Origin of the sequence: Pseudomonas sp. FW305-25 (assembly GCF_017351415.1) — a bacterium.
Taxonomy (GTDB): Bacteria; Pseudomonadota; Gammaproteobacteria; order Pseudomonadales; family Pseudomonadaceae; genus Aquipseudomonas; species Aquipseudomonas chlororaphis.
In genome coordinates this window covers 55,516-77,332 of record NZ_JACNDE010000022.1, presented here as the reverse complement: position 1 = coordinate 77,332, position 21,817 = coordinate 55,516, and the positions used below count along the sequence as shown (strand labels likewise).

General features: G+C 61.7%; 21 protein-coding genes. 8 read left to right on the top strand and 13 right to left on the bottom strand.

The window, feature by feature from the left end:
* Positions 1–63 precede the first annotated feature (63 nt).
* Together J4E58_RS20320 and J4E58_RS20315 are read right to left on the bottom strand one after the other, a co-directional pair.
* Positions 64–1,671: an MFS transporter gene (locus J4E58_RS20320; RefSeq protein WP_087092206.1), complete on the bottom strand. Its 1,608-nt coding sequence runs from the start codon at positions 1,669–1,671 to the stop codon at positions 64–66.
* A 109-nt stretch (positions 1,672–1,780) separates the two neighbouring features.
* Positions 1,781–2,425, bottom strand: a complete 645-nt coding sequence (locus J4E58_RS20315; protein ID WP_084332395.1) for a hydrolase — start codon at positions 2,423–2,425, stop codon at positions 1,781–1,783.
* A gap of 377 nt (positions 2,426–2,802) precedes the next feature.
* On the opposite strand from J4E58_RS20315, the gene J4E58_RS20310 reads away from it, so the two are divergent.
* Positions 2,803–4,161 carry an OprD family porin gene (locus J4E58_RS20310; RefSeq protein WP_087092207.1) on the top strand — a complete coding sequence of 453 codons (1,359 nt, stop codon included), beginning with the start codon at positions 2,803–2,805 and terminating at the stop codon, positions 4,159–4,161.
* Here the strand turns inward: J4E58_RS20310 and J4E58_RS20305 are convergent.
* The gene (locus tag J4E58_RS20305) at positions 4,131–7,013 is read right to left on the bottom strand and encodes an ATP-binding protein (protein WP_087092208.1); all 2,883 of its coding nucleotides are present in this window, start codon (positions 7,011–7,013) and stop codon (positions 4,131–4,133) included. The two genes, J4E58_RS20310 and J4E58_RS20305, sit on opposite strands and share 31 nt — an antisense overlap.
* A 307-nt stretch (positions 7,014–7,320) precedes the next feature.
* On the opposite strand from J4E58_RS20305, the gene J4E58_RS20300 reads away from it, so the two are divergent.
* The 6 genes from J4E58_RS20300 to J4E58_RS20275 all read left to right on the top strand — a co-directional run bounded on the left by J4E58_RS20300 (position 7,321) and on the right by J4E58_RS20275 (position 12,083).
* Positions 7,321–7,839, top strand: a complete 519-nt coding sequence (locus J4E58_RS20300; RefSeq protein ID WP_007924376.1) for a MarR family winged helix-turn-helix transcriptional regulator — start codon at positions 7,321–7,323, stop codon at positions 7,837–7,839.
* A gap of 162 nt (positions 7,840–8,001) precedes the next feature.
* Complete coding sequence (locus J4E58_RS20295; RefSeq protein WP_256583216.1) at positions 8,002–9,180, top strand: MFS transporter; 1,179 nt, start codon at positions 8,002–8,004, stop codon at positions 9,178–9,180.
* A gap of 117 nt (positions 9,181–9,297) precedes the next feature.
* A complete protein-coding gene (locus tag J4E58_RS20290) occupies positions 9,298–10,104 on the top strand; it encodes an AfsA-related hotdog domain-containing protein (RefSeq protein WP_087092210.1) in 807 nt (268 codons plus the stop codon).
* Positions 10,105–10,153: 49 nt separating this feature from the next.
* On the top strand, positions 10,154–10,852 hold the full coding sequence (locus J4E58_RS20285; RefSeq protein ID WP_087092211.1) for an HAD family phosphatase: 699 nt from the start codon (positions 10,154–10,156) through the stop codon (positions 10,850–10,852).
* The gene (locus J4E58_RS20280; protein ID WP_256583217.1) at positions 10,852–11,418 is read left to right on the top strand and encodes a DUF2165 family protein; all 567 of its coding nucleotides are present in this window, start codon (positions 10,852–10,854) and stop codon (positions 11,416–11,418) included. The genes J4E58_RS20285 and J4E58_RS20280 overlap by 1 nt, the downstream gene beginning before the upstream one ends.
* Positions 11,415–12,083 carry a hypothetical protein gene (locus J4E58_RS20275; RefSeq protein WP_087092213.1) on the top strand — a complete coding sequence of 223 codons (669 nt, stop codon included), beginning with the start codon at positions 11,415–11,417 and terminating at the stop codon, positions 12,081–12,083. The genes J4E58_RS20280 and J4E58_RS20275 overlap by 4 nt, the downstream gene beginning before the upstream one ends.
* 225 nt (positions 12,084–12,308) lie before the next feature.
* On the opposite strand, the gene J4E58_RS20270 is transcribed toward J4E58_RS20275, so the two are convergent.
* The 5 genes from J4E58_RS20270 to J4E58_RS20250 are packed head-to-tail and all read right to left on the bottom strand — an operon-like array spanning position 12,309 to position 15,992.
* On the bottom strand, positions 12,309–12,701 hold the full coding sequence (locus J4E58_RS20270) for a tail fiber assembly protein (RefSeq protein ID WP_087092214.1): 393 nt from the start codon (positions 12,699–12,701) through the stop codon (positions 12,309–12,311).
* Between the two features lie 2 nt (positions 12,702–12,703).
* Positions 12,704–13,936, bottom strand: a complete 1,233-nt coding sequence (locus J4E58_RS20265; RefSeq protein WP_087092215.1) for a hypothetical protein — start codon at positions 13,934–13,936, stop codon at positions 12,704–12,706.
* A complete protein-coding gene (locus J4E58_RS20260; protein ID WP_087092285.1) occupies positions 13,936–14,517 on the bottom strand; it encodes a phage tail protein in 582 nt (193 codons plus the stop codon). Before J4E58_RS20260 ends, J4E58_RS20265 begins: the two co-directional genes overlap by 1 nt.
* Positions 14,510–15,631, bottom strand: a complete 1,122-nt coding sequence (locus J4E58_RS20255; protein WP_087092216.1) for a baseplate J/gp47 family protein — start codon at positions 15,629–15,631, stop codon at positions 14,510–14,512. The genes J4E58_RS20260 and J4E58_RS20255 overlap by 8 nt, the downstream gene beginning before the upstream one ends.
* Positions 15,615–15,992 (bottom strand): GPW/gp25 family protein, encoded by a 378-nt coding sequence (locus tag J4E58_RS20250; RefSeq protein ID WP_087092217.1) that lies wholly within the window; start codon positions 15,990–15,992, stop codon positions 15,615–15,617. The genes J4E58_RS20255 and J4E58_RS20250 overlap by 17 nt, the downstream gene beginning before the upstream one ends.
* 104 nt (positions 15,993–16,096) lie before the next feature.
* Between J4E58_RS20250 and J4E58_RS20245 the strand changes: the two genes are divergently transcribed.
* Entirely contained in the window at positions 16,097–16,300 is a 204-nt protein-coding gene (locus tag J4E58_RS20245) for a hypothetical protein (protein WP_143481908.1), read from the top strand.
* On the opposite strand, the gene J4E58_RS20240 is transcribed toward J4E58_RS20245, so the two are convergent.
* Genes J4E58_RS20240 through J4E58_RS20220 form a run of 5 tightly spaced genes read right to left on the bottom strand, consistent with a single transcriptional unit; the run spans position 16,297 to position 21,755 of the window.
* Entirely contained in the window at positions 16,297–16,848 is a 552-nt protein-coding gene (locus J4E58_RS20240; protein ID WP_087092218.1) for a phage baseplate assembly protein V, read from the bottom strand. The two genes, J4E58_RS20245 and J4E58_RS20240, sit on opposite strands and share 4 nt — an antisense overlap.
* Positions 16,848–17,963, bottom strand: a complete 1,116-nt coding sequence (locus tag J4E58_RS20235) for a phage late control D family protein (protein WP_087092219.1) — start codon at positions 17,961–17,963, stop codon at positions 16,848–16,850. The genes J4E58_RS20240 and J4E58_RS20235 overlap by 1 nt, the downstream gene beginning before the upstream one ends.
* Positions 17,951–18,157, bottom strand: coding sequence for a tail protein X (locus tag J4E58_RS20230; RefSeq protein WP_087092220.1), 207 nt, complete (start codon positions 18,155–18,157; stop codon positions 17,951–17,953). Before J4E58_RS20230 ends, J4E58_RS20235 begins: the two co-directional genes overlap by 13 nt.
* Positions 18,157–19,038, bottom strand: coding sequence for a phage tail protein (locus J4E58_RS20225; RefSeq protein WP_087092221.1), 882 nt, complete (start codon positions 19,036–19,038; stop codon positions 18,157–18,159). Before J4E58_RS20225 ends, J4E58_RS20230 begins: the two co-directional genes overlap by 1 nt.
* Positions 19,038–21,755, bottom strand: coding sequence for a phage tail tape measure protein (locus J4E58_RS20220; protein ID WP_087092222.1), 2,718 nt, complete (start codon positions 21,753–21,755; stop codon positions 19,038–19,040). Before J4E58_RS20220 ends, J4E58_RS20225 begins: the two co-directional genes overlap by 1 nt.
* Positions 21,756–21,817 lie beyond the last annotated feature (62 nt).

The following is a 21,817-nucleotide window of genomic DNA, read 5'->3' as shown; positions in this document are numbered from 1 at the left end:
CACAACCTGAGAACGCCCCAATCCCTGTACGTGAAAGCCCGCATCCGACCACCAGGTGCCCCTTCAGCCCTGCCCCTTGAGCAAATGACGAATCCGGATCTTCACCCCGTCGCTCTGGAAACAGCGGGCGGCGGCCTCGATCTTCAGCTCGGCGCGGGTCACTCGCTCGTGGTGGCGCAGGTGGCCGACCCAGGATTCGTCGAAGAACATCTCGCACCACAGCCGCGGGTTTTCGCTGTCCTGCAGCAGGCACCAGGAAAACGAACCGTTGCGCTGGCGCATGCGCCGCACCGGGTTCATCGCCTGCTGGAAGGCCTGGGCGTGTTCGGGGGCAATGTCGTATTCCAGGCTGATCATCACCGGCCCGCGCTCCAGGTCCTGGTCGGCGCCGAGCAGCGGTTGCGGCCAGTGCAGCGACGGCGCCAGGTCTTCGGCGCTGCGCTGGGGCAAGCCGACCCGCCAGGTCAGCCCGACCCCGGCCAGCAGCACCACTGCCGCCGCGCTCAGGGCAACGCTCATGGACAACAGGCTGGCGACCCAGCCCCAGAGCAACCCGCCCAGGGCCATGCTGCCGAAGAACATCAGGATATACACCGCCAGGGCTCGCGCCCGCACCCAGGCCGGCACCGAGGTCTGGGCCGCCACCTGGAAACTCGAGAGCACGGCGATCCAGGCGCCGCCGCTGATCAGCATCACCGGGATCAACAGATAGAAGTCGCGCAGCCAGGCCAGGGCGAACAACACCAGGGCGTAGGTCACGCTGGCCAGCGCCACCAGGCGATCCACCGCCAGGTGCTGGCGCAGCTTTGGCAACAGCATCGCCCCCAGCACGGCGCCGAGGCCGACGCTACCGAGCAATACGCCGAACTGGGTCGCGCTGCCCTGCAACTCGCCACGCACAATCAACGGCAGCAAGGACATGCCAGCGCTGGCGCCGAAGAAGAACCCCAGGGTACGAATCAGCACCCGTTGCAGAGGATGGGAACTGCGGGCGTAGCGCCAGCCCACGCGGATCGCACTGAACAGCCGCTCCGCCGGCAACACCGCGACCTTCGGCTCGCGCCGCCAGCAGGCGAGCACGCCGATCACCGCAAAGAACGACAGCGCATTCACCGCGAAGGTCGCCCAGGGACCGGCCAGGCTCACCAGGACCCCGGCGATGGCCGGGCCGACGGCGCGCGCCACGTTGGTCCCGACGCTGCTCAAGGCGATGGCCGCGGGCAATTCGCCGGCGGGCACCAGTTCCGGGGTCAGGGCCGACCAGGCCGGCATCATCAGCGCCGTGCCGATGCCCATGGCCAGGGTCAACAGCAGCAACAAGGGCACCGTCATCAGGCCGCTGAGGGTCAGGAACGCCAGGAGCATGGCGACGCTGGCCATCCAGCCCTGCACCAGCAACAGGTAGCGGCGCTTGTCGACGATATCGGCCAGCGCCCCCGCCGGCAGCGCGAGGAAAAACATCGGCGCCGCGGCGGCCACCTGCACCAGCGCCACCGTCATCGGGCTGGCCGACAGCGAGGTCATCAGCCAGCCGGCGCCCACCTCGTGCATCCAGGTGCCGATGTTCGAGGCGATGCTGGCCAGCCACAGCCCGCGAAACAGGCCATGCTTGAGCGGGCTCCAGGGCGAAAGGGAGGCCGCGCTACGGGAGGAATCGAGGGTCTGGTTCATGACGGTCCTTGAGTCGTGGGAACGCTGTGCAGTCCGGATGTTTTTTACCGCCAACGACCATCGGCCGAGGCAAGCAGGTTGCGTCGGCCGATGGTCGTTGGCGACAGGCTTACTTGACCTGACGCTGCGGCGCCTTGTGCACCATGGTGTAGGCGTAATCCACGCCCATGCCGTAGGCGCCGCTGTGCTCGCGCACCAGGTCCATCACCGCGTCGTAGGTGTCCTTGTGCGCCCAGTCGCGCTGGAATTCGAGCAGCACTTGCTGCCAGGTCACCGGCACCGCGCCGGCCTGGATCATGCGTTGTACCGACATGTCGTGGGCTTCCTGGCTGGTGCCGCCGGAAGCGTCGGTGACGATGTACACCTCGTAGCCTTCGGCCAGGGCTTCCAGGGCCGGGAAGTTCAGGCAGACCTCGGTCCACAGCGCGGCCATGATCAGTTTCTTGCGCCCGGTAGCCTTGACTGCTTCCACCAGTTTCTTGTCTTCCCAGGAGTTCATCGAGGTGCGCTCGATCGGCTGGTGGTCCGGGAACACGCTGAGCAGTTCCGGCCAGATGTAGCCGCTGAAACTCTCGGTTTCCACCGAAGTGAAAATGGTCGGCACATTGAAGATCTTCGCCGCCTTGGCCAGGCCCACGGTGTTGTTCTTCAGGGTCTGGCGGTCGATCGACTGCACGCCGAAGGACATCTGTGGCTGGTGGTCGATCAGGATCAGGGCAGAGTTGCTTGGGTTGAGCAGTTCACGGATAGACATGGCGCGTTCCTTTTGCTGTCGAGTAGGTTCAAACGTTGAGTTGCACAATTCGGGAGCTCGGCGCGGGTTCCGCTGCGGGAGGCTGTGCGGCCGGCTTGGTGGCTAATTTAGGGGGTGGACCAAAAAGGGACAATCCAGCAAAACGGAGAATCATTGATTCCAAAATAGAGACAATTCAAAAGCGGCCGCACAGCCCACCGCAAACGGCCGAATGCAGCACAGCCGTACAATCCCCGCGCTCTGTAATAGGCAACCATTCCTCGCCTCGATCCGATGGCCACGCCGAGCGGACGCGGGTTGACCGAAGGCGTGCCGGCAGTTGCCGGAACCGCGGCCAGCCGCGTCCTGGGCCACCCACCTTGACGCGGGAAATCAGCATGCTGCTTGCCTCCAAACACCTTACCGCCCCAGGGCCGATGCGCATCCGCCTGAAGCCGCTGTGGCTGCTCGCCTTGCTCAGCGGCGGCGCCCCGGCGCTGGCGGCACAGAGCGCACAGGACACCCCCGGTTTCCTTGAGGGGGCGAGCCTTGAAGTGCTCAGCCGCAACTTCTACCTCAACAACGACTATCGCTCCCCGACCCCGGCCGGCAAGAGCTACAAGCAGGAATGGGCCCAGGGCTTCATCGCCTCGTTCGCGTCCGGCTTCACCCCCGGCGCCCTCGGCGTGGGGGTCGATGCCCACGGCTTCCTGGGCTTGAAACTGGACGGCGGCAAGGGGCATTCCGGGACGGGCCTGTTGCCGCTGGATCATGACGGGCGCAGCGAAGGCAGCTATTCCAGCGCCGGCGGCGCGCTGAAGTTCAAGGCCTCGCGGACCACCCTGGCGCTCGGTGAAATGAGCGTGGCGACCCCGGTATTCGACACCGCCGACAAACGCCTGCAACCGGAATACGCCAGTGGCCTGCTGCTCTCCAGCCGGGAACTCGAAGGGCTCGACCTGCAGGCCGGTCACTTCAACGCCTTCAAGAACCAGGACGCCTCGACCGCCAAGGGCGACTTTTCCGGCTACGGGGCAACCACCCGCCACGCCAGCATCGACTTCATCGGCGCCGACCTGTTCGCCGGCCAGGCGCTGGGCGGCGCCCTCTACGCCTCGGAACTGAGCGACACCTGGCGCCAGTACTACGCCAACCTGCATGCCAGCCTTGGCCAGTGGTTCCTCGACGGCAACCTGTACCGCACCCGCGACCAGGGCCAAGCCGCGGCCGGTGCCATCGACACCACGGCCTACAGCCTCTCCGGCAAGTACCGGATCGACGCCCAGGCGTTCACCCTGGCCTATCAGAAAGTCCACGGCGACACGCCCTTCGACTTTGTCGGCGGCGACTCCATCTACCTCGCCAACTCGATCAAGTACGCCGACTTCAACGGCCCCGGCGAACGCTCCTGGCAAGCGCGCTACGACCTCGACCTGGGCGCCCTGGGCATTCCCGGCCTGAGCTTCATGGCCCGCTATGTGAGCGGTCGCGGCATCGACGGCAGCCACGCGCCCCAGGGCGGTGCCTACAACCCCTTCGACAGCGCCAGCGGCACCTACATGCCGCAACAGGGCCGGGGCGGACGCCACTGGGAACGCGACCTGGACCTGCACTACATCGTGCAATCGGGCCCGGCCAAGGACCTGTCGCTGCAGCTGTCCCACGTCAGCCACCGGGCCAACGCCGCCCAGGCCGGCGACGACATCGACCGGCTGTACCTCGTCATTCAGTACCCGCTCAAGCTCGGGCCGTTCTGATCCTGCGCGGCGGAGTCGATAGCCTGCCGCAGCGTTTCGAGGGTCGCAGGCTTGAACAAGACCTGGTCCATCCCGGCGGCCATGCAGCGCTCCACGGCGCTCGCCTCGATGCTGGCCGTCAGGGCAATGATGCGGCAGCGTGGCAGGCCGCTGTGGCCCTCCTCCCAGCGGATCCGCCTGGCGAGTTCGAAGCCGTCCATTCTGGGCATCATGCCGTCCGTGAGCACGATGTCGAAGTCCGCGCTCAACCAACGCTTGAAGGCTTCCTGCCCGTCTTCCGCGACCACGACTCGATGCCCCAGGGTCTCAAGCTGGGTGTTGAGGGTGACGCGATTGAAGGCGTTATCTTCGGCCAGCAAGATGGACAGTGGCTGCACTTGGGCAGAAACGGGCTGGGCCTGCTGCGCAGCTTCGCCCTCGACAGCGGCTGGAGGGTCGCAGATGGGCAGGCTCAATTCGAGGCTGAAGCACGACCCTTTGCCAGGTTCGCTACGCGGGTTGAGCGTGCCCCCCATCAGTTGCACCAGGCGGCGGCTGATGTTCAGCCCCAGGCCGCTTCCGGACATCTGCTCAGTGCCTGGTACGCCCACCTGGGAGAAGGGTTTGAACAGCTTGCCCATGTCTTCGGCGCCAATGCCGATGCCCGTATCGATGACATCGAGGTCCAGGCGCAAGCTGTCCCCTTCACGGCGGGTGCGGGCCTGCAGGGTGACGCCACCGCGCTCGGTGAATTTGATGGCGTTGCTGAGCAGGTTGAACAGCACCTGCTTGAAATGCAGCGGGTCCAGCAGCACCCATGCCTGCAGGTCGCCTTCCACATTGGCGTCCAGGGTGAGGCCTTTTTGTCGCGCCATGCCCGCCACTACCGAGACGACGCCTTCAATCTGGTGTTTGATGAGCACCGGCTCAGGAAACGAATCGATCTTTCCGGACTCGATGCGAGAAATATCCAGCACATTGCCCAGCAGCAACAGCAGCCCCTGGGCCGCTTCCTGGGCCACGGACAGGGATACGCTGTCGGCCTCCCCCTGTTTCGCTCTGCGCAGGGCGAGTTCCTGCAGGCCGATGATCGCGTTCAGCGGCGTGCGTATCTCATGACTCATCGTCGACAGGAAGACGCTCTTGGCCTGGTTGGCGGCCTCGGCCCGTTCCTCGGCCGCCCGGGTCCTGCGGACCTGGCGTCGCAGGTAGAAGGCCCAGATCAGCGAGATGGCGATCAGGATCGCGAAGAGGCTGCCCAGCTGGAGAATCTTGTCGCGATGGTCACGCCAGAAGTCGCTCCCGCCCCTGGAGAAACGCGGCGCCCAGGCTTTGACTATTTCCGCGACCTCTTCAGGCGTGATTGCCAGCTGCGCCTTCTCCAGGATGCTGCGCAACTCCGGCTGGTGCTTCGCCACCCCGATGCCGATGGGCGTGGAGGTGCTTTGCAGGATTCCGGTGACCTGGATGCGATTGTCGAAGTACTGGGCCGACAGATAGCGGCCGGTGTAGTCGCTGCTCAGGTACACCTCGTTCTGCCCCGAATCGACCGAGCGCATGGCCTCGAGGAACGTGGGGTATACCTTGAGCCGAATCGCCGGATAGTCACGTCTTATGGTATCGATGAAAAAGTAGCCTTCACCCGTCGCCAGCGTCTTCCCATGCAGATCGTCAAGCCCGGTGAAACGCCGGCCGGCGCGGCGGCCAGCACTGGTCGCGGTCATCAATACGGTGGAGCTGCGCAGGTACGGCGGCAAGACATCCAGTGGCGTCTCGAACAGCTCGGACTGAGGCATGGCCGGGGTCAACAGCGCGCGCCCCTCAGCGATGAGCTTGTTGGTTTCAAGGGTGTTTGGCGTGCCCAGGTAGGAGAACTTCAGGCCGCTGCGCTGGCTGATCAACTCCAGGTAGTCGCGGCCAATGCCGGTCACGTCGCGGTCCCGCCCCAGCTCGCCCAGCGCCCCAAGCGAGTAATTGATGGCCACGGGTACCTGCGGGTGGCTGTCCAGCCAGCGCTGTTCCGCGGGCGCCAGCTTCACCCGCGCTTCGTCGATGCTCAAACGGCGGCCGGCGCTCCAGCTGCGCAGGATATCGTCCCCATAGCGCCTGGATATCCCGGGGATCGCCCGGTCGATGATGCTCCTCAGCGGCTCGTCACCCGGTCGCAGAAGGAAGCGGAAACCCTGGCTGTCGACAGGAGCGAAGTTGTCGATGCGCAGGCCCAGCAGGTAATGGGTTTGCATCAAGTAATGCGAGGACAGCGCATCCCCCAACACCGCGTCGACATCCCCCAGCACCAGCGCCTCGAGCGCGCGCTGGGGCGAATCGAAAAGCTCGACCTTGCTATGGGGATAGACCTCCCGTACCGCCTGTTGCTGAAGATAGCCGACGGTCATTCCCAGAACGCTACCGGCCTGGTCGGGATCGAAGGGCTGGGCCTGCGACGTCACCAGCACCGGCCGGTCGGGCAGGTAAGCCTCGCTGAGCAGCAGGCCATTTTCCCGGCCTTCGACATCGCTGCCCGCGCCCAGCAGATCGATCTCGCCACTGCGCAAGGCCGCCAGTGCGGATGCCCGCGACGAGTAGGCGCGCACCTTGGGCGGCCGTTCGAACATCAGGGCCAGATAGTCGGCGGTGATGCCCTGGTAGCGGTCGCCATAGAGCACTGACAGGGGCGGATAATCGAGACGCACGACCCCGATCGTGAACGGCCCACGCCCTTCCAGCCACTGCCGCGCCCTGGGGTCCAGCCAGGGGTGGCTGCTGGTGGTCATCCGACCGGACAACGCGATGTCTTGCGCGTGAGCCGGAAATATCGGTGAAAGAAAACCCAGCAACAGAATGCCAATAGCTGCGAGGGACCTCAGTAGCATGGGGAACCTTCCTTGGGGTACTTGCGGGATTTGCGGCAGGTGGCGATTCGCAGGCGGTCACTGCGGCGCGGTCGAAAATGTCGTGAACTCAATTGCAACTCTAGGTCTTGGCGGCTTTGCCGACGGCAAATAGCCCATCCTAGACCATCGAAGGCAGGGGCTGACAGACGAATACCGCACAATGAGTACGACTGTTTCTTGCCCCTCTATGATTTATCTGAATTGGTCAGCCCAATTAGCGTTGGCTTGACATCCCGACGACTCGGTCACCAACATGCAGCCGACTACACAGCCATGCACAGATACCATGTTCGAACTGAAAGACCTGCCTTCGCGCGAAACCCTCGAGCACTTCGGCAAGCTCTATGACAACCCCGATGTCGAGGGGCTCTATACCTGGCTGGTATGGGCGTCGGCGACGGATGAAATGCTCTCGGCATTTAATGCCAACCTCGCGCACGAGAATCTTGCCCAAACACCCTTCTTCGTCCTGCTGCTGCTCAAGCGTAACCCCGGGGGGCTCTCGATCGGCGCGCTGGCTGATGGGGTAGCCGTGGCTTCGCAGACAATGACGCGCGCCATCAAGCAGATGGAAGCTGCCGGACTTTGTACGAAACATCCGGACCCGGACGATGGGCGCTACTGGATCGTCCGGCTGACCCCGGAGGGCGACAGCACCCTTGGCCGGGTGCTGCCCAAACACTACGAGTGGGTTGCCAAGTTCATGAGCCACTTCAAAGACGATGAGCGCGAGCTTTTGGTGAAATTGATGATGAGGGTGGCCCCTGCCCTGCGAACAATGCGCCTGGAAACGGAACTCGGCTGATCGGCCGAGTCTTTTAAAAATCATGTAGCACGCTACACAGCAACCTACAGAAAATGAAACCTTGGGCGGCTCCCTCGAGTCGCGGCCAGTAACGCCGTGACTTCAATGCCCTGGCACCTCTATTGATCGAGATATGTAGCAATGCACACATCTACACAGGATATGGCTCAACAACCCACAGCGATTTTGCTGGTACAGATGGTGTTCTGCGCGCTCGCCGTGGTCTCTCTCTTGTATATCCCGGTGCCTATCCTGCCTCTTTTGGCACAGGCCTATCAGTTGCCGCAGGAACAGGCTGGCCTCGCACTGGGCGCCTTCGGGTTCGCATACGCCACGGGTTTTCTGGTGTTCGGACCTTTATCCGATCGCCTTGGCCGCAGGACGGTCATGGTCGGCGGCCTGGTGCTGCTGGCCATCATCACGCTGGGGCTCGCATGGGTGCAGACGCCGACCCTGTTCATCTGCGGCCGTGCATTGCAGGGATTCGCCGCCGCCTCCTTCCCGCCCGTGGCCCTCGCCTACTTGTCCGAGCGCGGTACCCCCAAGCAACGTGTGTGGGGAGTGGCCTGGATGAGTACGGCATTCCTGTCGGCAGGTTTGCTCGGGCAGATCTACGGCAGCCTCGTTGCGGGGCGTTGGGGCCTGGGTTACGCCCTCATGCCGCTGGTGGTGATCTATGCCGCGACCGCGTTGCGCCTGGCCACAGTCCCGGAAGGAGCCCGAGCGGTACGTCCGAAGGGCTCGATGTGGGAAGGATATCGACCCATCTTCACCTTGCTCGGTAACCCGGCCCTGCGCCGTGTCTATCTGCCCGCGCTCCTGCTGCTGATGTCATTCGTCGCCTTTTACATAGGACTGGATATGCACCTGGGCGAGCTCATCGAAAGCCAGGGCATCAGCAGAATGCAAGCACGTGGCGTGGCGTTGCCGGCGTTTCTCGCGCCACTGCTCGCTGCCAAATTGATTGGTCGCTGGGGAGCCAAGCGGGTCGCTACCACGGGGCTTGGCGTCGCGGCGTTTGGACTGGTGCTCTGCGCAAGCGCCGGTCAAGAACACATTCCCCTGCTGCTGGCAGCCAGTGTCGTCTATGTCGCGGGAGTGGCCATCAGTGTCCCCGGGCTGATCGCTCGAATCGCCGCGGCGGCATCGCCCGATGTTCGCGGCCTGGCGGTGTCCTTCTACACCTTCGTGCTCTTTGTCGGGGCGAGCCTTGGACCGTGGCTGGCAAACATCAGTCGCGCCTGGCAGGTGGAATCTTTTCTTCTGGTACTCGCAGCGGGGCTCGGCGCTGCAGCGTTGTACAGCGCTGCACGGGTAGATGACAGCTCCCGTGTGCGCTAGTCGAGCGGCCCTGGTTTCCACGCAGGACGTCAGTGGGAAACGGGTCTGTTTTTGTAGTAATCCGGTATCGGCCAAACGACCTGCCGAAGGCCCCGGGTATAGAAAGGGAATCCATTGATGGGTATCTACGTTGTAGTTGCAAACCAGTTCGAAGACTTCGCAAGGCATGAAAACGTGATGTCCTACAGCACGCTGCTGCTGGTGCTAAAGACACCGGGACCATCTGTGCTGAAAGGTTGCAAGGTCGTTGCCGGGCAGGGGCTTGGCCGTAAGGAAATTCAGCATGCCTATCGCATGGCGATCGCCAGCGGGCATGCCGATGAATTCGATCATTGGGACCTGTGGACGGGCGCGGAGCTGGCGGGCCAGGAGCTCGCCCACAAGCGCCAGCGCAAGAACGTGCTGATCTCCGTTCCGGAGAGGAACGAGGAAGGCCTCTATACCGCCAGCCTCCTGCTCCATGCCGAAAACGAGCTGATGCTCGACCACCTCACTGGACAGCATGTGCAAGGCATGGTGCTGCTCGAAGCGTGCCGCCAGATGTTCCTGGCGGTGACGGAGCGCTTCCATCTGGACGACTACAAACCGCATAAGCGCTACTTCGTCCTCAACGAGATGAATGTCCGCTACACCGCCTTCGCCTTCCCGCTGCCGGCGCAGATCCGCTATCGCTTGATCGACCTGAAGCAACCGCGCCCCGACCGCGTCGAAGTGCAGGCGACGATGGAGGTCTGGCAGGGCGAACAATCCGTCACTGGCGTGGATGTCAAGTTCTGCGTCATGGATGCCGAGCGCCTCGGTCTGCGCGAGGCCACGCTCGCCTCTCGCGCCCTGTCCTCACAAGTCGACACCTTGCGCCGCCGCTTGCGCATGACCCCGCATCCGCATGCGCAGTTGATGACCGAGCCGATTCCCACCCTTTGATCCCATCGCCCGCTTGCACCCAGGTGCAAGCGCCTTTCGAGTAATCGTAATGAAAGCACGAAGAATCGCTTTCTTCGACGTCGATGAAACCCTCATCGACCTCAAGAGCATGTTCAGTTTCCGAGCGTTCTACTTTCGCCGGCTATGGGGAGAGGAACGTGGCGGTGAGGCAGAAGTTGCTGCTGCCAAACGTATCGATGAGTACGTCAGGAAAGGTTTCGATCGCTCTGCCATCAACACGCTGTTCTACGAAGACTTCCGCGATCACCAGCCCGACCTGGTGGCCGACGCGGCCCAGGCCTGGTACGTCCAGGAAAGGACGCGCTCGGAATTCTTCATCCGTCCAGTCCTGCAGGCACTTCAGGAGCACCAGGGCAACGGAGACATCGTCGCCTTCGTTTCAGGTTCGGCCGTGGAGTTTCTGGCTCCACTGGCAGCCGAGCTGGGTGTGCCCCATGTTCTGGCAAACCGGCTGGAAACGCGCGATGGGCGCTTTACGGGCCAGCTCATCCCGCCGCAAACCATTGGCCTGGGCAAACAGCAAGCCGCCTTGCGCCTGATGGATACGCTCAGCGTCGATCCAGCCGACTGCTATGGGTACGGCGATCACCTGACGGACCTTCCCCTCTTGATGAGCGTCGGGAAACCTACGGTAGTGGCGGGCGACCCGGCCCTGGTCAGGCATGCGGAGCAACGTGACTGGCCCATCCTCTACCCCGACGCGTCTCTGCATCGAGGAGAACCATGATGTCGTTTCACCCGTTCTCTTTCAGCCGCCTGGCGGTGGTGGCCAGTCTTGCCCTCTGGTTGAGCATCGCCGTACTCAACAACCTCACCGACCCGGAAACCAACCGCTTCCATATCGGCAACACGTTTTCCATGGTGTTGCTGGAAGAAGAGGAACTGCTGGGCGCGGCCCTACGCTGGCGCGCCTGGCCAGTGCAATGGGCCGAAACGGCGCTGTACGCGGTGGCAGGCATCCAGATCGTCGTTTCGATGCTGCTCTGGTATGCGGCATTCGCCTACGCCAGGGCTTGGCGCCTGGGCAGTCGTACCGCGCTGGACGTCGCCCGCAATCGCGCCGTCGTCGCCCTGACCTGCTTCCTGTTGCTGTGGTTCGGCTTCATCTGCGGAGGCCTGTGGTTCGGCTACTGGCTGAAGCAGGGCGCCATTCAATCGGTGCACATGACACTGGTTCTGATAGGCCTGGTGGCACTGCTCTTCGTTCAAGGCGAGCCCCAATCATGGCCAGCTGTACAGCCCGCAGCCCCTGCCACGCCTGGCAGTCAACCACTCGAAAGGAGCCTTCCATGAACTCGCCGGTTCGCACCGCAAGCATTGCCCTCGTCATGGCCCTGGCAGCGATCACTGCCACCGCCAACACCGATTCGCCCAAGGAGAAACCTGCCATGAACCAGCCCGCCACCCGCCTGATCGCAGTGCCTTCCATCTACCAGGAGTCCGCTCGTCGCCAGGTAACTGTCGACGGCGAGCAAGCGCTACTCACCCGCTACGTGCGCAGCGATGGCCGCAACTCAGGACTGGATGGCGAACACTTCAGCACCCTGGTTTCGGATGCCGGCGTGCTCAAGGGCTTCGCCAATATGTCGCTGGACCTGGTCGGCAAGCCACTGCCGTCGCGCGAACGCTCCGAGGAAATTGCCAGGCTGTTTCTCGAGCAGCATGCCCCCGACCTGATCGAGCGTATGAGGATCAGTTGGATCGAACCCCACGATGAACCATTGAAGGTGACGCGCGACGGCCACGAAGAGGTCGTGACCTTGAGCGGCATGAAAGTGAAGGCACGCAATCTGGCTGACGGTCGCTGGTTCTGGATCATCGTCGGCAGCGACGGGAAACCCATGGTGTTCGAACGCGACATCGTCTGGATCACCTTCCCCGGCAAGCGCCAGAGCGAGAAATGGCTGCATGACAGCTGGCTGGCAAAGCAACCAGGCGCTTGGGCCCCGTCACTCTGACGCCGCCGTCAGGGCCAGGTGAACCATCTTTGGGAGTCAATCATGCGCACCTCCAGTTCCAACAGCCTCAAGCACGCCTTGGCGCTGGTCGCCGTCAGCACGCTGGGCGCCTGCGGCCAGCTGATGCCGCGCGCGAAAAAATCGCGGTCATTTCTGAGATAAATGGAAATTGAATCTGTTGCGTCCAGTGCAACAGAATTCCCAAAGAGCAAGTGTCCGAACTCACTAGCCAGGTGCCTGAGCGCCTGGCACAGATGGCCAGTCGATGGTCGTCGGGAAACCAGCCTGATGCTCAATGCGGTTCAGGTTGATGCGGTAAGACTTCCAGGAAATGAGAGCCTCACGCTCCGCTGTTGTTGCTTCGCCTAGGTCCACTGCGTCCTGCAGCGGTGCTACACGAGTCGCACTCTCCCGTAACAGGCCGTCTCTCCTTGCAATCGCTGTTGCCGCAAGCGCGGAAGGATCAATTTCCGGCGCTTTGTACCCATCGCCATCGTATGTCCAGCCGGGTAATACAGTCTTTGGACACGAAGTCCAAATCAGGTCCGGATGGAAGCGGCCCGCTGGATCAATGTCCGTGACCTCCACAACAACCTCATCAATGATTAATGCCCACATAGTCACCACCTAATAAGAACCTGCCCAGCAGCCCCAGGGGCTCCGGCACTATCGATACGGCCGCCGCCGCCATGACCCGCCCGGCTCGGCGGCGAATTATCTGCCCGCGCATATGTCGACTCACCGCCACCACCGCATCCGCCGAGGAAGTTGGTGTTGAATGCGCTGCCGACCGGCACCGAGCCGACCCCAACAGTAAAGTTCAGATCACCACCGATCCCGCTTCCGGGGCCTGAGCCGTTGCCATTGATCACGCCGCCCTGGCCTCCCGTGGCAGAGCAGTAGCCACCAAATGCCGAAGCGCCACCATTGCCGCCTACGGCTTCCATCGTCACCGCGCCCGGTCCGCCTAAGCCTACTGTCACAGTGACGCTCGTCACACCCGTTAGGTCGACCAGCTTTATCGCCACCCCACCGCCGCCGCCCCCCGAAGGGCCAGGCACCACAGCTGACCGAGCCCCGCCGCCACCGCCGCCGATGACCTCAACCCACGCCTTGGTAACTCCTGCTGGAACCGTCCATGTGTAAACCCCCGTGACGTTGAACACCTTCCAACCCCGGAACGGGAACAAGGCAGCCGCCTTTTTTGGCGTTACGATAGTCGCGTCATCGGTGCCGGCGATCACTTCAACCAGAGAAGCGAGCCGGGCAAGGCCAATCGCGCTGCCTGTGGCTTGAACTACTTTCGCAGTGATCGCCTGAAACACCCTTAGCGCGTTCATGGGTTTGTTGGTATCGGCACCAGCCTCAGCCTCCGGTTGGCTCGCAAACGCAACCCCATAGCCTGCCAAGCTGGTGGCTTTGTCGGCCTTTTCCCCCAGGTCGGTTTTCGTCGCACCATCGGTGATGCCGTAGCCCGACAAGGTGCTGGGGTTCGAACCACCAGTTGCCAAACCTTTGCTATTGAATGTAATTCGCGTGTAGCTACCTGATGCCAAACCGCTGTCCGCCAAGGTCAGCGTGATCTCGACATCAGCGCTTCCATCAAAGTCACCGCTGCCGGTCGCGGCACCTTTGAACGAAAAGGCACGTGCTGTCGCCAGTTTGCTGGCCTTGCCAACGGCGTTGACACCATTAGCGATCTTCTCAAACTGATCACGGAGCCACTTCGTTCGGCTCGCCAGCTGCTTACCTTGTAGGTTGTCGATACCTTCCGGCCCGCCCAACACAGGGTCGGAGGTCTCAAGCTGGTAGATGCCTTCCGGCCATTCATTTACTTCAGGTAAATCAGCCATCAGCTGCTCCCATGGTTGTATTGGCCGTCGCGACGAGCGAAGCCGTTATGCCTGATAGCCACCGACTGATAGTCGAGCGACACCAAGCGGCAGCGCGTGGGTGCGACAGAAAGTAGAAGGCGGCGCACGAGCGCAGCCTGGTCGTTGGTGATAGCGCGGTTGAGAAAGACCCGATAAAGGGGCCAGGCGGCGGGGTTACCGTGGACATGGTTCCCGTCCCTGGTGATCGCTCCATTGCGAATCTGGTTGTTCAGCCCCTCCTGGATCGTCACCTCGCCGAAGCCCAGCAAGCGGATAACCTCACGGATTGCCCAGGGATTGCCCTTGTATCGATGCAACTCGGCCGAACTCTTGATCAGGTTGCGCTTGGCATCCTCAGACTCGGCCAGCAACCAGGCCGCCTCGTCGATGAGAGAGAACTGGTCGGCCAGGACAGGCAGCAGTCGCGGTTTCACAAGGTCGATCAGGTAGACCAACATCGCGTTGATATCCAGGCTGTCAAACGTCTCGTTGAGCAGCTCACAGAGCAACGCGAAGCGCTCATCACCGGCCAAGGCTGGCGGCAGTTGTTGCTCAGCCATAAGCCACCCCTGCATCCTCCAGCAGGATCGATGTGCAATTCGCCCACTCATTACTCAGCAGCTCGCGCCAGGCGTTGGGTAACTCCAGTTCAGCGCGATAAACGCCATTCACCTGCAGCAGCGCCGTTATCTGCTCCTGGACAAGATCACGACCGAGCCCAGCACGGCGTTCAACCGCATACGCGTCGGCGGCAGCCCTGGCCGCCTTCATCGCTACGGCTCGATCTGCTGTTGCGTAAAAGGTCAGGCGCGCCTTGATCTGGTAGATCACTTCAATGGGCGCAAGGACATGTACGGTGTCGCATAGAGGGCGCACCTTCTCACCAGAGACCTGGCTCTTGATCTGCTGCAGCAGTTCTTCCGTTGGCAACCCGGTGTCAGTAAGCGGGAATAGAGCTACATGGCCATCTAGTTGACCTTCGTCCGGTCCGTGCACTGCAACATCAATAATCGACTGATGCACCGCCAAGGCATGGTAGCGATATGCGCCACGACTGCCGGCATTGCTGAAGGCTTCAGGGGCAAGGATGATCCGTTCGCGGTAGCGGTCATCATCTTCATCCTCGGCACCATCGGCGGTGACATTGGTATTAGTCGCTGTCAGACCTGCAGCAAGTGAGTTACCAATGCTGCTGATCTGGCCAACGGCCCAACCGTTGCCAACCACCCCGGACGCAAGGCAGGTCGCAGTGACTGCAACCTGGGCTTGACCAACTGGAATGATTGCATCCTGGTCAGTCAAGAACGTGATCTTCGCGTCTTGGGTGCTGACCCGAGTGCCGGCAGGAATCAGCAGCGGCTGCTGAACGGTGGCCGGCATGCTGAAGCGGATCGGGCAACGTGCTGGAGCAGCCAACAACCTGGGAGTCGCAACCAGTTCACCCAGGTAATCAAGGATGGGAGCTGTTGCGTAACGCACCAGGGACTGCTCGCCGGCATTTTGAATGGCCATGTCCGAGCGCGTCTTGGTGTAGGCAATCAGGTCAATAAAGAGCCGCTCGACCTGGGCGGGATACAGGGTTTTCCCCGACTTGGCCTCATAGCGGGCAATCAGGGCGGCTTCGGTGGCGGCCGGATCGATCTCGACAAAGACGGGTTTAGGCAGCTCGCGCATAGGGCACCTCGGTCAACTGGGTGACACCATCCGCAACGCGCCACTGCACCCGCACCCTGATCTGCGACTCTTCAATCTGCACTTGTACCTGCACAACCGAGATACGGGTTTCCCAACGACGAAGAGCGTCGACAGTTTCACGCACCAGGTGCGGGGTCACTCGGTTGACGGGCCAGTCGATATATAAATGCAGGTCACTGCCGAAGTCCGGCCGATGAGCGTCGGCGCCCTTGGGCGTCGTGAGGATGATGCGAATGGACTGATCGATATCGCGCAGGCCCTCGACAACCTCCCCGGATGTACCGAGGGCGGGCTGCCAGTGGGCGGCGGTGATGCTTGTGTAAGGAGTGGACGTCGTCATACGCCCATAGTGCGAGAATCTGCCGGTGCAGGCTTTTAATCGAGTTTAAAGAGCGTTTAAATAACCCACTGCAAAAAACCAATAGCGATAGAAGGACTTAAAAGATGTTTAAAGATATGGATATCGGCACACTTTGGATTGAAAAGGTTGGCCCCAAACGCACAGTGTTCAGAGTAGTCACCCAATCGTTTTCTAGCGATGAGCCCTCGGTGGGACTTAAACCCAATGCTGAGCCTCAAAATGATAAGGTGCCAATAGAAAGAGCCGTTACTTGGGTTCGTAGAAATATGGAGCCTGTAATCAGCTAATGGCTATGGTGGTTCGAGTTGCCACCGACATCCAGGACCGTCCCGGTCGCATTGACGTTGCCATTCACACCAACGTCGCCATTCACCTGCAGGTTGCCATTCAAGGTGACCTGCGGGACGTCCAGAGTCGCCGAGGGCGCCTTCACTGTCACCGGCTCACCAGCCTCCACTGTGATGTTCCGGCCGCACTTCACAAGCAACGCCCCCACGCAGTCCAACGTCATCACCCCGGCCGCACGGTCGTAGGTGGAGACAGTCCCATCGCTGAACCGTACATAGTCGGTGTCCTGGTCAACCACGGGCGGCGGCTCGGCTGTCGAGTAGATCCCGCCCAGGCAAACACCACCCACGCCATCAGAGTCCAGCAGCACCGCGACCTGCTCTTTCAGCTCGGGCATCAACGGCCGGCGCTGCGTGCCCTGGGTATTGCGCTGGGGCACGTTGAGCCAATAGCTCTCAACGCCGTCACGGTCATCCAGGCGCACCCGGACACGACATGTCATGTAGTCCACGGCGCTGACTTCGCCGTACTCCAGTTGAACGCCCATCAGGCGACCACCTCCTGTTGAATGCCGTAGGTCGATAGCGCCAGGTCGGGCTTGGTGCTGTCCTGGGTCATAGAGATCGAGGGCGCCGAAACGCGGCAAGACTCCAGGTCGACGATGTAGCCGCCACTGCGGGTCATTTCATGGCGGGCTGAGGTGATCAGGTAGTTGCCACCGAGTTTGCCAGCCGCAGCCAGGGTCACAATGTTGCCGCTGACCAGGTTGGGGCGGCCCATCGCGGTCCAGGCACCTGTTGTGCGTTCGCGGTTGGCCCTGGCCAGCTCCGCCTTGGCTTTCGCCTTGGCCTCTTCGGCCGAGGCACTACGCTTGCGCTTCTTCTTGGTGTCGCCGCTGGTTGTGGCCTTGCTTGAGCTGCTCGGCACCGCGACTGTTTCACCCTTATTGTTGATGGTGTACGAGATCAGCTTTTTGGTCGCCGGCTCCTTGTGCTTGACCTCAACGGCCTTCGGCACCTCGCGGATCTGGTCGCGCAGTGTGACGTTGCCCAGGTCTCCCAGCACCAGGGACGCGACCGGCACGCCTTTGACCAGCTCGCTGATGGCATGGAACACCATGCGCTTGCCGGTCACCTTGAACGCATAGTCGTATTCGCCCGCCAGATTGCGCAGGAACTGCAGGTCCGACTCCTGCTGTGTCAGCCGGTCGAGCTTGATCGGTTCAATACTGCCGATCAGCTCCAGCCCCTGACGGGTCGCGACCTGCTTGGCCACCGCGTCCAGAGTCGTGTTTTCGTAGGCCTTGTGTTCAGGCGTGCGCAACGGGCTGTTGATACCTGTGCCCAGGGCACGGATCGTGACCGACGACGCCGGGCAACGTAGCTCGATCCCATCGATCTCAAACCGGCCTACCTCGCGCAGTGGCTTCCCCTCCCAGCCGATGGACAGCGCCAGGCTATCGCCGTGGCCGGGATACCAGGCATCACGCCATTTGCCTTCGGCGTCTTCCAACTCGACGTCCAGGCTATCGGCCTGGCCAGACAAGAAGTCCATGTAGCTCAGCGACAGAAGGTGTTCGCTGATGTTGCGGGTGATGTTGCGTTGCTGGTACGTCAGCACAAAGCGCGTCTCGGGCACCTGCGCGGGAATCATCGCATCCATGGTGGCAGATCCTCAGTTGTTGCCACAGGCTCAAGGACCGGGATGGCCAGGGTCAACCCGGCTGGCAAGGCTCCGGTGATCGGTACATGCTTGTTGGCTTCAACGATCGGCAAATACCGATGAGCGTCACCGTAGTAGCGCCAGGCCAACTGGTCCCAACGTTCACCCTCGGTCGTGATATGGGTCAGAAACATCAGGCTTTCCTCGTAAGGACTTGCGCGGCCAGACCGGCCAGTCGGGTACTGGCACCGTCCATGGTGGCGAGCGCCTGGCCAAGCGACTGACGGGACGCAGTGAACCGGTCCACGATGTTGCCCAGGTCGACCGGATCGAGTGCGGATCGAGCGCCCATCACACTGCTCAGCACGTCTTCACCGAGGCGCGACAGGTCGGCGCCGTCATCGAGCAGGCCCGCGGCCGCAGTCAGCCCCTGCAAAGGCTCAATAGCCCTCGCCGTGACACCCAGCAGCTGAGGCACCTGCCCGAGGATCATCGAGGCGTTGCCACTCTTGACCGTCTCGTAGAGGTTCTGGCCGGCCTTCAGCATGTTGCCGGCCGTCTTGGCATGGCCGATCACTGCTTGTACGGTGCTGGGTGCTGGCATCAGCCGTGAGATAAGTCCGGGCGATCCTGCTGCAGCAGCTGACGTACCGCTCAATGCTGTATCGAGCAGCCCGGATCGAGTCACCTTGCGCGTGAAAGCCCCGGTGTATTCCTTCAGGTTCAGCTGCACCACTGCAGATTGAATCTGGCCTGTTGCCGTTGCACGGCGGACGGTGTTGCCGATGTTGGTGATGACGTATGCGCCATGGTACTCACCGGACCCCATGACGAACGCCAGGGGCTCATGCTTGGCTTTGGCCTGGCGCAATGCCCGCAAGCGCGCCTCGGGATCGCCCAGGAGCGGATGCAACTCGATGGTCAGGTTGCATTCGTCCAGCCCTTCGCCGATCCACTCCAGGAGTGGCTTGCCCTGGATGCGCGCATGCTCGGCCCAATCGGCCGAGCCACTTTGCTCCATGCCGCTGATACCACCGGCAACGGTGAATTCGATCTCGCCCAGGATGGCAAACATCAGGCTATCCCTCCGTCACCCGAGCCGTAGCTCAGACGGCGCTTGTCGTGCATGTAGCGTTCCATCATCCGCAGAAACTCGGGGTAGTTGGCTTGCAGCGCCTGCTGAACCTGTTGTTGAACGCCAGCCCCACCAGGCACGGTGATTTGAGGAGAGAAGTTGATGACGGTTTGGCCGCCTGCAACTGCAGCACCAGGAGCTGTACCACCACCGCCCATCATGCTTGCCCTGGAAACGTCGGCTGGATTCGGCGGTGCAAGGTCGACACCCGATTGAGCAGCCATCCCGAGCGCGGCCTTGCGCACCAGGCCGGCCTGGGCACTGATGCCAATCGCTGCGCCTTCGCTGATGTTGGCCCCGTAGCCCATGAACACCCGGCTCGGCGACTGGATACCCAGCGTCTCGGTGAACCAGCCTTTTACCGATGAGCCGACACCGACCACGCTGTCTTTCAATGACGTGGCCATGTTGCTGATGCCGTTGACCAGGCCCGTGACAATCATGCCGCCGAACTCGGTGAACTTGGTCGGTAACTCAACCCCGAAGTAGCTCATGACTCCAGCGAACGCCCGATAGAACAGGCCAAGCGGCGAGAAATTGGCAATCAGTTGAGCCACACCTCCAAGGCCGCCGCTAAAGGCTTGCGGGATTTCGCTGATGCCCTCCAGTACCCAGCGGATGGGCGCCATCAGTGCGGATAGGACGCCGCCAACGGCCCGCCCAAACTCAATCCCTGACCAGGTGGCACGGCCCAGGGCATCGCCAGTGACTTGCACCGGACTGAACAGCTCACGGAACCATTGAATCACCGGCTGGATGAAAGTCCCCAGCTGGGCGAGCAATGGACCTACTGGCGCAAAGGCCGCAGAGAAGGCATCGCGGATGGGCTTGAGGCCTTCAACAAGCCCCGTGAAGAAACCGATGGTCCAGGCTCTGATAGGCTCCCAGTTTTTGTAGATCGCGAGTCCGGCTACTGCGATAGCAGCAATGCCGGCCACGATCCAGCCAATAGGTGTGGCTGCCAGCGTTGCACCAAATGCTGCCACAGCACCAGTCAGCCCCGGCATCAAAGCAGTCACGCTGCCAACACCAGTTATCAATGGAGCGAAGCGAGCAGCCAACAGGGTGCTGTTCAACAACGCGGTCTTGGCAGTCAGTAAGGACATGAAAGTCCCGACGCTGTTGAGTGCCGAGGCGCCGAGATTGGCGCCATACTTCAACCCAATAAATCCGAGCTTGAGGGCAACAATAGCGGTGACTGCTTTAACAACACCACTGACCAGGCCCGGGTTGTTTTCGGACCAGGTAGCAAACGAACGAACAACTGGAACAATCGCCTGAGTGGTCTCAACCAACGACGGCAGCAGCGCACCACCGAGAGCGATACCGACCTCCGACAAACTAATGGTGAGCGCTTTAAGTTGTTCTTTTGCGCTCCCCATGCGTTTTTGCCACTTTTGATCAAGAACTCCCTGATCAGCCGCGCTCACACTACTTTGTTGGATGTCTGCTCCCTCGGCTCGGTTGGCCAGGGCTGGCCGAAGGTACGACAGCGCCTGTTGATCACGGAACAGCTCGCCCAACTTGTAGGCTTCATTAAGTCGACTCAGAGCGATTTCGCGCTCCTGGTCATCCTTTATAGCCATGACCTTCTGCAATTGCGCGGCCGCAGCCGGACCTTTAGTACCCATGTATTGAGTAACAACTTCCAACATGGCTTGCGTAGGGGTCAGTCCTTTATTAACCATGTTGGCCAGCGCATCCTTGATATCAATGCCAGCGTCATTAAAGGCCTTGATCGTGTCCGGGGCGGTCAGCTTGGAAAGGAAGTTTTTAAAGTTGTTGGCCGCCTCGTCATTGCTCCCCGCCCCCTTACGAGCGATCTGCAGGGACGCGCCGATCTCGGCGACAGCCCGCTCGCCAGTGATACCCAGGGCGGCGAACTGCGGTGTCAACTGAGGTAGCCACTTGGCCATGTCCTTCAGTTCAAACTGGCCACGATCACCCGCATAGGCCAGCATGTTCATGGCGCGCTCAAAGCCGGCCGCACCGATCCCGAGGTTGTCATTCAGCGCAATGGCGACAGACCCAAGGTCCTCCATCGCGGCCCGCGTACCTGTTGCGGACTTCGCCATTAGCGGCGCGTAGGCAGCCAGTTCCTTAGAACTGGAGATGCCGCCAGCAATCAGCACGCCTGTGCCCCTGGCAACCTCGGCTTGGGTCTGGTTCCACTTCAGCGCAGAAGCACGCATTACATTGCTGAGGCGTTTTTCTTCAGCCTCATCGAAACCGCCTGTGATGGCGATGTCACGAGTTTGGTCTTTAAAGTCGATGGCTGTCCGCATCGACTGGACAACTGGCGCCCCAACCACTGCGGCAGTACCCAGCGTTTCCATTGCCTGGCCACGCAGTTCACCGCGTTGGTTTTTCAGCGTTGCACCTCTGGCAATGCTGGTATTGAGGTTCTCCTGTTTGATCTTAAGTTGGTCAATCGCTCGACCGACCTGGTCATACTGCCGACGCATGCGTTCGATGCCAGTACCACCCCGCGCCAGGGATGCGGCCAGCTCGGTCCCTATAAGCTTTTGCTTGGCCGTCAGGCCATCGGTCGCACGCCCGAGCTGCTGCACTGTTGACTTGGCGGAACCGAATGCGGCACTCAAGGAGCCCGACACAGCGGCCCCTATTCGTAATCCGACTAAGACTTCATTCGCCATAGAATATCCGACAGGCTATTGGATTGAGGGTGTGCGCCTAAGACGTAGGCGCACGGTAGGAC